The organism is Streptosporangium sp. NPDC049078 (assembly GCF_040648855.1).
Classification (GTDB): Bacteria; Actinomycetota; Actinomycetes; order Streptosporangiales; family Streptosporangiaceae; genus Streptosporangium.
The window spans coordinates 306,401-317,431 of the sequence record NZ_JBEZEL010000010.1; the positions used below are offsets into that span (position 1 = coordinate 306,401).

The window sequence follows — 11,031 nt, forward strand, 5'->3', positions numbered from 1 at the left end:
GTGTCTGTGTCGACCCGGATTTTTGAGGAGTCTCGATGAACATCGGGGAGATCGCCCGGCGGGCAGGGGTATCGCGGAGCACGGTGTCCTACGCGCTCAGCGGCAAACGCTCGCTGTCGGAACAGACCCGGCGACGCATCCAGGACGTCATCGACGAGCTCGGTTACCGGCCCAACGCCAGCGCCCGGGCGCTGAAGGAGGGCCGCACCCGCACGCTGGGCCTGGTCATCCCGCCGGCCAGCCAGCGGCTCACCGACATGCAGCTGGGATTCGTGGCCAGCGTGGTCGACGCCGCGGCCCGGGCCGACCTCGACGTCCTGCTCTCGCCGTCCGGCGGCGAGCACGACCGCTCCTTCGAGCGGGTCGTCACCGGCAGCCGGGTGGACGGGATCATCCTGATGGAGATCCGGTTGCGGGACGACAGGGTCACCCGGCTCCAGCAGACCGGCCTGCCGTTCGTCGGCATCGGCCGTACCGCCGAGCCCGAGGACATGTGCTGGGTGGACGTCGACTACGAGACGCTGATCTCCCGATGCGTGCAGCATCTGGCCGATCTCGGGCACCGGCACATCGCGCTGGTCAACCGCTCCGCCGAACTCGTCGCCGCCGGTTACGGGCCGGGCCACCGCGCCCAGGCGGGCTTCGCCAGGACCATCGCCGAACGTGGCCTGACAGGCGTCGAACTGTGCTGCGCCGACGACGCCTCAGCGGGGCACACGTGCGTGGAGCGGCTTTTGGCCGACCACCCCGAGGTGACCGCTCTGGCCACCATCAACGAGGCCGCGCTCCCCGGCGTCTACCGGGCCCTGCGTCACGCCGGTCTGGAGATCCCCCGGGACTTCTCCGTCACCGGCGTCGCGGCCCAGCACTGGGCCGAGAACCTCCACCCGCCCCTCACCGCGGCCGACGTCCCCGCCGACCAGCTCGGCGCCCACGCCGTCGACCTGCTCATCCAGCGCATCGCCAACCCCGAAACCCCGGTCCGGCACCTTCTCCTCGCTCCCCCGATCTCCCTGCGCTTCACGACCGCCCCCGCCCCGCGCCGCTCCGCCGACGGGGCCGCATCCTGAGGACTCTCTGACGACACCGCCGTGAATCTCGCGGCGCCCGGTTCGGCGCCCGGCCGGATCGGCGGGTTCCGGCAACGGGCGGGAGACGAGGTCGGAGGACGACAGCGTCCACGACCTGGGCGAACGGGCTCGGCTGGACGGACGCCGTACGTGACGCGTCATCGCTTCGGGGAAGACCGCGCGGCCGCGACGAACGACGACCGGTGAAATCGACAAACGGCGAAGTTCGGGAAATCACCCACTACCTGCCACTCTCAACGTATAGCGCACCGGGGGGCTTGCGGCAAGACCCGGGTCTTGCCGCAGAATCATGGCCCGAGGCCGGAACCCGGGGAGATCAGGGGTCCGCGAAGTACGCGTTCTTCGCCGATCGACGTACAGGTCATGCGAGACGCCGGACCACCGGTGGAACTCGCGGTGCGGTCGCGGGCACCCGGCGCGAGGACGCGGGTGTGCGCGCCGCCGGACCACGCGGAGCAGCCGGCCGAAAAGCGAACTCTGTCGAATGGGGGATCTTCATGATCGACGTGACCATCGCCGGTGGCGGGCCGACCGGCCTGATGCTCGCCGCCGAGTTGCGGCTGCACGGGGTGCGCGTGCTCGTGCTGGAGAAGGAGGCGGAGCCGGCCGGGTATGTCCGCGCGCTCGGCCTGCACGTGCGCAGCATCGAGGTGATGGACCAGCGTGGCCTGCTGGAGAGGTTCCTCGCGCACGGCAGGAAGCACCCGCTCGGCGGTTTCTTCGCCGGCCTCGCCAAGCCCGCGCCCGACCGGCTGGACACCACGCATCCCTACGTCCTCGGCATCCCGCAGCCCGTCACCGATCGCCTGCTGGCCGAGCGTGCCACCGAGCTCGGCGCGGAGATCCGGCGCGGCCACGAGCTGGTCGGGCTGAGCCAGGACGAGGACGGGGTGACCGCCGAGCTGGCCGACGGCACGCGGCTGCGCTCGCGCTACCTCGTCGGCTGCGACGGTGGCCGCAGCACGGTGCGCAGGCTGCTCGGTGTCGCCTTCCCCGGCGAGCCCTCCAGGAACGACACGCTGCTGGGCGAGATGGAGGTGGGCGTGCCGCCGGAGACGGTCGCCGCCGTGGTCACCGAGGTCCGCAGGACCAACCTGCGGTTCGGCCTCGGCCCCTTCGGGGAAGGCGTGTACCGCGTCGTCGTTCCGGCCGAGGGGGTGGTCGAGGACCGCTCGGCCCCGCCGTCGCTGGAGGAGTTCAGGCGACAGCTGCGGGTCTTCTCCGGCACCGACTTCGGCGTGCACTCACCGCGCTGGCTGTCTCGCTTCGGTGACGCCACCCGGCAGGCGGAGCGTTACCGGACCGGCCGGGTGCTGCTGGCCGGTGACGCGGCGCACATCCACCCCCCGGTCGGCGGACAGGGGCTCAACCTCGGCATCCAGGACGCGTTCAACCTCGGCTGGAAGCTGGCCGCCGAGGTCGGCGGCTGGGCACCGGAAGGACTGCTGGACAGCTACCACACCGAACGGCACCCGGTGGCCGCCGACGTGCTGGACAACACCCGCGCCCAGATGGAGCTGTTGTCCACCGAGCCCGGCCCTCGCTCCGTACGCCGCCTGTTGTCGGAACTGATGGACTTCGAGGAGGTGAACCGGTATCTCATCGAAAAAATCGTCGCGATCGGGGTCCGCTACGACTTCGGCGGGGGGCACGAACTGCTCGGCCGGCGGATGCGGGACGTGGCGCTGAAGAACGGTCGTCTCTACGAGTTGACGCACGAAGGTCGCGGGTTGCTGCTCGACCAGACCGGCCGGCTCTCGGTGGCGGGCTGGGAGGGCCGGGTCGACCACGTCGTCGACGGCGGCGAGGAGCTGGACGTGCCCGCCGTGCTGCTGCGGCCGGACGGCCACGTGGCGTGGGTCGGCGAGGACCAGCAGGAACTGCTCGGCGGGCTGTCCAGGTGGTTCGGCGCCGCCGGCTGAGCGCGCGGTCCCGGCGCCCGGGACAACCGGCTCGGCCCCCGAGTTCCGTTCTCACCGGGAGTCGGCCACGGCGTCGCGCCCGGCTCCCGCCCCGGGTGGCCGATCTCCCGCACCGGTCACCCGGGGCGGGAGCCGGGCGTGTTCCGGCGGGGGCGGTGACTACGCACTCGCCGGTGGGTTCGTACGCACTTCCGCTGATGGCAACCCGCTCATCCGTCGCAAGAATGGCGCTACCCGGCAAAAAAGGGTCGATCACCACTTGATGCCAGGCTCAAGCCACTCGGGAGACAGATGAGATACGAACTGCTCGGGCCGCTGCAACTGGTGGACGAGAGAACGCGCACGGTCAACGCGCCCAAGGTGGAGACCTTGCTGGCCACCCTGCTGATCCGCGCGAACCAGCCGGTCTCGACGGATGAGCTGATCGACGAGTTGTGGGGGAACGAGCCGCCCCGGCGGGCTCGTGCCGCGCTGCACGTCTACATCTCCCACCTGCGCAAGAATTTCGTCCAGCCGGCGGTCGAGGGCGCGACGATCCGGACCCACGCGCAGGGATACCTGCTGGAGGTCGAGAGGTCGTCGGTCGACGTGTTCCTCCTGCGGGCCCTGCACGCCGAGGCGCGGGCCGTACCGGAGAGCGAGCCCGAGCGGGCGCTGGAGGTCTCCGCCGCAGCGGCCGGCCTGTTTCGCGGGCCGGTCCTGGCGGGGATCAACAACGGGCTCATCGTGGGTACCTTCGCCCGGTGGGCGGAGGAGGTGCGACTGGAGTGCCTGGAGACGGTCGCGCGCTGCTCGCTGCGGCTCGGCAGGCACCGGGAGCTGATCGGTGACCTGTCGGCGTGGGTCGAGGAGTACCCGCTGAACGAGAACCTCCGCGAGCACCTCATGCTGGCCCTCTACCGCTCCGGCCGGAGGGCAGAGGCGCTGGAGGTCTTCCAGTCCGCCCGGCAGGCGCTGCGGGAGGAACTCGGCCTCGATCCGCGCAGGACGATGCGCAGGCTGCAGTTCGCGATCCTCGAGGCGGACACCGACTACGCGATCGCGGGCTGATGCCTCCGGCACCGTCCCCCTCGCGGGACGGTGCCGGAGCTCACCTCCCGCTCAGCCCCGGGCCGCGGCCCGGCGCGCCCCGGGACCGAACCAGAAGAGCAGCGCCACCGCCAGTGCCAGCACGATCGCCGCGCAGGCCCAGACGAACACCGACGAGATGTTCGCCGCGATGCCACCGCCTCCTTCGGTGAACGGGATCAGCAGGGCCGCCAGGCCCAGTGACCCTCCGACGGTCAGTGCCGTCTGCAGCAGGCCCGCGGTGACGCCCGCGTACTCGGGCGGGGCGGTGGTCAGAATGATCATGTTGAACGGGATGATGGCGACTCCGACGCCGAGTCCCATGACGACGAGCGCCGGGAGCACACCGGTCAGGTAGGTGCTGCCGGCGTCGAGGCGGGTCAGCCAGGCCACCCCGGCCAGCACCACGACCAGGCCGAGCACCGCTCGGGTCTGCAGGCTCACGCTCGCGATGTGCTTGGTGAGCAGCTGGGTGACGACGAGCAGCGCCAGGCCGAAGGGGAGGATGGCCAGCCCACTGCGCAGCGCGTCCAGCCCGAGCACACCCTGCAGGTACTGGACCAGATAGATCAGGAAACCGGTGAGCACCGCCGCGAGCAGCAGCAGGCACAGCAGGGCTCCGGCCCTCTGCCTGCCGGCGAAGACCACCAGCGGCAGAAGCGGCTCCTCGGTGCGCCGGTCCCATATCAGCAGCGCCGCCGCCAGCAGGACCGCCGCCGCGAGTGAGCTCAGCGCGCCGGTGTCGCCCCAGCCGCTCTCGGCGGCGCGCACCAGCCCGTAGACGGCGGCGGTGACGGCTGCGGTACCCAGCAGGGCGCTCGGCAGGCCGAGCGGGCGCGGCCGGGTGGCCTCGTCACGCAGACCCAGCACCTTGACGGAGACGGCGATGATGAGCAGGCCGATGGGCACGTTGACCAGCAGGCTCCAGCGCCAGTCCCCCGCCCAGGTCAGCACACCGCCCAGGACCATGCCGGCGGAGGCCCCCAGGCCGGTGACGGTGGAGTACAGGCCGAAGGCGCGCTGGCGGCGCTCTCCTTCGAAGACGATCGCGAGCAGCGCCAGGCCGGTCGGGCCGGCGATCGCCGCGCCGGCCCCCTGCAGGACCCGGCCGACCAGCAGGACCTCCAGGTTGGGCGCGAGACCGGCGAGCAGCGAGGCCACGACGACCAGCCCGATTCCGGCGAGGAAGACCCGGCGGTGGCCGAGCACGTCACCGAGCCGGCCCGCGAGCAACAGGAGACCTCCGAAGGCGAGGAGGAAACCGTTCGGCACCCACGACCCACCGGTGATCGAGAGTCCCAGGTCGGACTGCAGGGTCGGCAGCGCGACGTTCACGATGGTGCCGTCGAGCTGCAACATGAACTCCGCGCCGACGATCGCGGTGAGCGTGAGCGCCCACGGCCGGGCAGGGGCCTCCCTGGCCGGAATCCCGTCGGAGACGCTGTCGGTACTCATGGAACCTCCAATACCGATCGTCCGGACACATGCTGAGGCATCCTCAGGTTAGAGGCCGGAACTATACTGAGGACGTCTCAGCTTGGATGAGAAGAGTCAAGCTGAGGCTGCCTCAGGATGTCAAGCGGGAGGTTCGATGACGACCGGCACGCCCCACATCGCCCAGCGCCCCAAACGCGCCGACGGCCGGCGCAACTACGACGCGATCCTGGCCGCGGCCCGCAAGGCGTTCGAGGCCGACGGCTCCGAGGCGTCCCTGGAGAACATCGCCGCCCAGGCCGGCGTGGCGATCGGCACGCTGTACCGGCACTTCCCCGTCCGCGCCTCCCTGGTGGAGGCCGCCACCAGGGACGGGCTGGCCGATCTCGTCGCCCACGCCGAGCGACTGCTCTCCTCCCCCGACCCGCTGGGGGCCCTGGCGGAGTGGATGGAGCGGGCGGTGCGGCACTTCAGCACCTTCCGAGGACTGGTCGGCATCCTCGCGCAGAGCATGTACGACGAGGGGACCCCCTCGTACGCCATGTGCAACGCGATGCATCACGGCGGCGCGGACCTGCTTCGCGCCGCACAGGCCGCCGGCCTGGTACGCGCCGATCTGACCCCCGGCGAACTGTTCGACCTGCTCAGCGGTGCCGCCTGGGTGCGCGAGCAGTCCCTGCCGGACAGGGACGACAGCCCTCGCCTCCTGCGCCTCGTCCTGGAGGGGATCACCACACGCGACCACCGGTCCTGAGCGGGCCCGCAACCGGACCACCCATCCCCTCGACGGCGGGCGACCGGCCTCCCGCACGCCCCATCGGCGACAGGTGGTGATAAAAACCAACTAATTAGGTAGGCTAATAGTGGTTATCGCCGGATCAGGGGACCGGCAGCAGAACCTCGCAAACCGTCACCACAGGAAACACCGGCCCGTACGCACAAGGAAGCGCGGCCAGGGCCACCCGCCGTCTTTCCTTCACGAACGCCTGGGGTCTTCACAGAGATGAGTTCGCACGAAGAGAGCCTCTCCGACACCGCTTCCGTCGCCGTGGTACGCACCGCCGAACTGGACAGACTGCAGCACCTGACCTGGGAACCAGGAGGCGAGGGGCGCCTCGTCGCCGTGTTCGGCGAACCGGGGGCCGGCAAGACGCACCTGCTCTCCGCACTCGTGCGGGACCGGCAGTGGACCGTCCTGCCCGCCGCCGTCTACCGCTGCTCGCGCGGCGACAGAGAGGGCACGATGAACAGCGTCAGGAGGATGCTGCGGCGTGCCCGGCTGTCCGCAGAACGCCATCAACCGCCGGGGGTGGCCGGCCTGTCACGGCACCGGCGGCAGCCGGACCGCGAGCTGGTGGTGATCGAGGACGCCCACCTCGCCGACGAGCGAACCATCCACGAACTGGCCGGGATCGCCGAAGGCGCCTCCCCGCCGCTGGTGGACGTGGTCGTGTCGCTGCGTCCCCGGCAGACGCCCGAGGCGCTGGCCGAGGCCGTCTCCCTCGGCGTGGCCTTCGGCCGCACCGCGCGCATCGAGCTGGCGCCGCTCGGCGACGAGCAGATGCTCGCCATGACGCCCGTCCCCGCTCCGTACGATCTTCGCCGTCGTAGCCGCGGCAACCCGTTCAGCCTCCGCGCCCTGCAGGCCCTCGACCACAGCACGTGGTCCGGAAGTGACACCGCCGTCGCCCCGTTCGAGTTCACCGTGCTCACCGAGGTCCGGGGCCTCACGCTGAACGAGCGCTACGTGCTGAACGCCGCGGCGATCCTGCGCTCGCGGTTCGACGTCGAACTGCTCGCCGAGATCGCCGAACTGGACGCGCTGGTGGTCTCCGCCGCCCTGCGCGGCCTGGTCCGGCGTGACCTGGTGCGGGTCGAGCCGATCGGCACACTGTTCTCCATCCGCGACGAGGTCTTCGGCACGCTGCTGCGCAGGACGATCGACCCCTGCTGGGCCACCCGCGCCCACCAGCGCGCCCTGGGCCTGCTCTCCGCCCGTGGCCAGGCCGGCAAGCAGCTCGGCTTCCACCTGGTCAGCTCGCTGTCACGGGTCCGCGCGAGCGAACTGGCGCGGATCGTGGACGCGTCCTACGAGATCATGGAGACGGACGTCGCCGAGTGCGTCTCCTGGCTCACACCGGTGATCGCCGAGGCACCCGTCTCCAGCGAGATCGGGATGCGCGCCCGGCTGGCACTGAGCACCGCGTTCGGGCGGATCGGGCGGATGACCGAGAGCCGGGACCTGCTCTTCCTGGTGCACGAGTCCGGTGGCTCGGTGGACCCGCTCACGCTGGCCGGGCAGGTCGCCTCCGTGTCGATGGTCGAGGCCGTGCTGAGCCAGGACGCGCAGACACTCGGCCTGCTCAACGAGCATCTCGCCCGGCAGGACCTGCGACGCTCACCGGTCTGGCCGCGGCTGGTGTTCGCGCGGGGTTTCCGCACGACCATGCTCGGCCGGATACCGGGCAGGGCCGAGCTGGAACAGGCCCTTCAGGTCGCCCGTACCGGCCGCGACGACCTCACCGCCGCGGGCCTGCTCGGTCTCCGGGCGCTGGAGGCGACCTTCTCCGGTGAGGTGGACCGGGCACTGGCCGACGCGACCGCCGCGGGCGAGACGCTGGACCGCGCCCCGGAGCACCTGGTGGCGTGTCACCTGGAGAGCCTGTTCGTGGTCGTCCTCGCCCATCTCTATCTGGGCCGCTACGTGGAGGCCCAGCGGCAGGTGCGGCGGGGCGTCGACGTCGCCCGCCAGCGCCAGCGGATCTTCCTGCTCCCGGCGCTCCTGGTCCTGCTCAGTGAGGCCGAGCGCCACCTCGGGCAGCTCGAACAGGCCCGCGAGGCCGCCAACGCCGCCATCATCGAGTCCGGCCCTGACAACTCCCTGCGGCACACCCAGGCGGTCGCGCTCAAGTCCGCGGCCGAGGTCTGGATGCAGCCGGTGGGCAGCGGGAAGGCCAGGTCCCTCGCCCAGCAGGCACTGGCCAGGCAGTCACCGTCGCAGGCCAACGTCAACGGCAGCGCCTCGATCGCCGCGCTGACCCTCGCCAGATGCGCGTGGCTCGACGACGACCCCGCGCACTGCGTCGCCCTCCTGCTCAACGAGGGCAAGGGGTCCGAGCTGCGGACCATTCCGATGGCCTACCGCAACACCGCCTGGGAGATGCTGTGCGCCGCCGGAATGGACGCCGGCATGCCCCTGGACGGCTGGGTGCGCAACAGCCAGGAACACGCCCGTGCCGTTCCGATGCCGCACAACCTCGCCTACGCGGACCTCACCCGAGGGCATCTGCACCGCGTGCGGGGCTCGCTCGCCGAGGCGGCGAGGTGCTACCAGGACGCGGCCGATCGCTTCGCGTCGGCGGGAATGGGAATCGAGCAGTGCTACGCGCTGGGACAGGCCGCACGCGCGCTCGGCGAGCTGGGACACGCCGAACGGTCGTCCCGCACGGCCAGGCTCGCCGCCGAGATGGCACGCCGGTCAGGGGCGGCGACCATGCTCGACTGGCTCGGCAGGCAGACGAGCGGGCCGTCCGCCGCGGAACTCGAACCCGAGACCGGCCCCGTGGAGATGTTCGGCCGGCTCACGCACCGCGAGCGTGAGATCGCGCTGCTCATCTGCACGGGCATGAAGCGCCGCGAGATCGCCGACCGGCTCACCATCAGCATGCGGACCGTCGACGTTCACCTGACCCGGATCTACCGGAAGACCGGTGTCAGCTCCCGGATGGAACTCGCCCTGGCGACCCGGCGGAAAGCGGCCGGCCGCGACTACGCCACGCGCTTTTAGGACCACTTGAGCCGTTCTTTCTAATGTCGGTTCCTGCGAGCCTCCGCGTTCCGGACGGCGGCTCGGAATTCCGCCCAGGAGGCGACCATGGATTTCCGCGTGCTTTCCGCTCGGATCTCACCGGTGCTCGACACCGTGAACTCCTGGGCCCTGCCACTCGTGGCGGCGCCACCGGAAACCACCTCGGAAAGGGTCGGCGCCCTCGGCCGGCCGGGCCGGTCGCTGATTCTGCGCGATCTCACCGAGAAGGTCGTCGAATACCACTCCAGTAATCCCGACCCCACCGGGACGACGCCCACGGAGAAGGATTTCGCCACCGTGCGGCTTGAGATATTCGGCTCGGACGGCGAGCCGCTCGGCCACACCAGAGGGGCGGGCCGCATGCTCTACCGCCAGGAGCACGACGGCCATTTCATCGCCTACTTCGGGGAGGAGATCCGGCTGAACGACGGCAACGTCATCCGCTCGGGCGGCCTGGTCGACGACGCCCGGCTGACCGCCGGCGAGGCCGCCACCTTCCCCGCCGTCGTCGTCGCGGGGCCGCTGCGCGGCGCCATCGGGTTTCGCCAGTTCCGGCCGCTGGTCAAGGACGCCCACGACACCTACGAGTCGTCGATCGTCGTCTACCTGCGGTAACGGGACGGAGAACGCAGATGACCCTGACACGACTTCCCACGCGCAGGATCGGATCCCTCACCGTGGGCGCGCAGGGCCTCGGCTGCCTCGGCATGTCGGAGTTCTACGGCGCCACGGTGGAGGCCGAGTCGATCGCGACCATCCGGCGTGCCCTCGATCTCGGGGCGACACTGCTGGACACCGCCGACGTCTACGGCCACGGCGCCGGTGAGGAGCTCGTCGGCAAGGCCGTCGCCGGGCGGCGGGAGACGGCGATCGTGGCGACCAAGTTCGGCGTGGTGCGCCCCGGACCGGGCGTCGGCGCCGCCGTCCGAGGGGACGCCCGCTACGTCCGGCGCAGCTGTGAGGCCTCGCTGCGGCGGCTCGGCGTCGACCACATCGACCTGTTCTACCTCACCCGCGTCGACACCGAGGTCGGTGTCGAGGAGACCGTCGGCGCGATGGCCGAACTCGCCGCCGCGGGCAAGATCCGCGAGATCGGACTGTGCGAGGCGGGGCCAGAGACCATCCGGCGCGCCCACGCGGTGGCCCCGATCGCCGCGCTGCAGACCGAATGGTCGCTGTGGTCGCGAGACATCGAGCGCCGGATCGTGGCGACGTGCCGGGAGCTGGGCATCGCGCTGGTGCCGTACTCCCCGCTGGGCCGGGGCTTCCTCAGCGGCGCCATCCGTTCCTCCGAGCAGCTGGAGGAGGGCGACTTCCGGCGCTTCGGGCTGCCCAGGTTCGCCCCGGACAACCTGCCGCGCAACCTCGCCCTGGCCGACCGTCTCGTCGAGCTCGCCGCCTCGCTGCGGGTCACGGCGGCGCAACTGGCGCTGGCGTGGTTGCACCACCGGGGGCCGGACGTGATCCCCATTCCGGGAACGAGGCGTCGCGCCCATCTGGAGGAGAACATCGACGCCGCCTTCCTGAGCCTCACCCCGGCCGACCTGGCCGCCGTGGAGGCGGCCGTTCCCTCCGATGAGGTCTACGGGGAGCGCTGGAACGAGCAGAGCATGCGGTTCGTCGACCGCTGAGGGACGGGACCGGTGTGGGGCGGGGGGGGGGGCGGCTCGGGGGGGGGGCCGCGCGCCCCGCCCCCCCCCAGCCCCCC

The 11,031-nt window shown here is 71.3% G+C and carries 8 protein-coding genes; 7 read left to right on the top strand and 1 reads right to left on the bottom strand.

What is annotated here, in order from left to right:
• Window positions 1-35: 35 nt before the first annotated feature.
• From AB0B90_RS19445 to AB0B90_RS19455, 3 genes are all read left to right on the top strand, one after another.
• Window positions 36-1,070, top strand: a complete 1,035-nt coding sequence (locus tag AB0B90_RS19445; protein ID WP_362923820.1) for a LacI family DNA-binding transcriptional regulator — start codon at window positions 36-38, stop codon at window positions 1,068-1,070.
• Between the two features lie 518 nt (window positions 1,071-1,588).
• Window positions 1,589-3,013: a rifampin monooxygenase gene (rox, locus tag AB0B90_RS19450; protein WP_362923822.1), complete on the top strand. Its 1,425-nt coding sequence runs from the start codon at window positions 1,589-1,591 to the stop codon at window positions 3,011-3,013.
• A 291-nt stretch (window positions 3,014-3,304) separates the two neighbouring features.
• Window positions 3,305-4,063, top strand: coding sequence for an AfsR/SARP family transcriptional regulator (locus AB0B90_RS19455; RefSeq protein WP_350950117.1), 759 nt, complete (start codon window positions 3,305-3,307; stop codon window positions 4,061-4,063).
• Between the two features lie 51 nt (window positions 4,064-4,114).
• Here the strand turns inward: AB0B90_RS19455 and AB0B90_RS19460 are convergent, their stop codons facing one another.
• Window positions 4,115-5,536 carry an MFS transporter gene (locus AB0B90_RS19460; RefSeq protein WP_362923824.1) on the bottom strand — a complete coding sequence of 474 codons (1,422 nt, stop codon included), beginning with the start codon at window positions 5,534-5,536 and terminating at the stop codon, window positions 4,115-4,117.
• A gap of 136 nt (window positions 5,537-5,672) precedes the next feature.
• On the opposite strand from AB0B90_RS19460, the gene AB0B90_RS19465 reads away from it, so the two are divergent.
• The 4 genes from AB0B90_RS19465 (at window position 5,673) to AB0B90_RS19480 (ending at window position 10,954) form a co-directional block, all read left to right on the top strand.
• A complete protein-coding gene (locus AB0B90_RS19465; RefSeq protein WP_350950119.1) occupies window positions 5,673-6,269 on the top strand; it encodes a TetR/AcrR family transcriptional regulator in 597 nt (198 codons plus the stop codon).
• Between the two features lie 249 nt (window positions 6,270-6,518).
• Window positions 6,519-9,302 (top strand): LuxR C-terminal-related transcriptional regulator, encoded by a 2,784-nt coding sequence (locus AB0B90_RS19470; RefSeq protein ID WP_362923827.1) that lies wholly within the window; start codon window positions 6,519-6,521, stop codon window positions 9,300-9,302.
• An 87-nt stretch (window positions 9,303-9,389) separates the two neighbouring features.
• Window positions 9,390-9,938: a hypothetical protein gene (locus AB0B90_RS19475; protein WP_350950121.1), complete on the top strand. Its 549-nt coding sequence runs from the start codon at window positions 9,390-9,392 to the stop codon at window positions 9,936-9,938.
• 17 nt (window positions 9,939-9,955) lie between these two features.
• A complete protein-coding gene (locus tag AB0B90_RS19480; RefSeq protein WP_362923829.1) occupies window positions 9,956-10,954 on the top strand; it encodes an aldo/keto reductase in 999 nt (332 codons plus the stop codon).
• Window positions 10,955-11,031 lie beyond the last annotated feature (77 nt).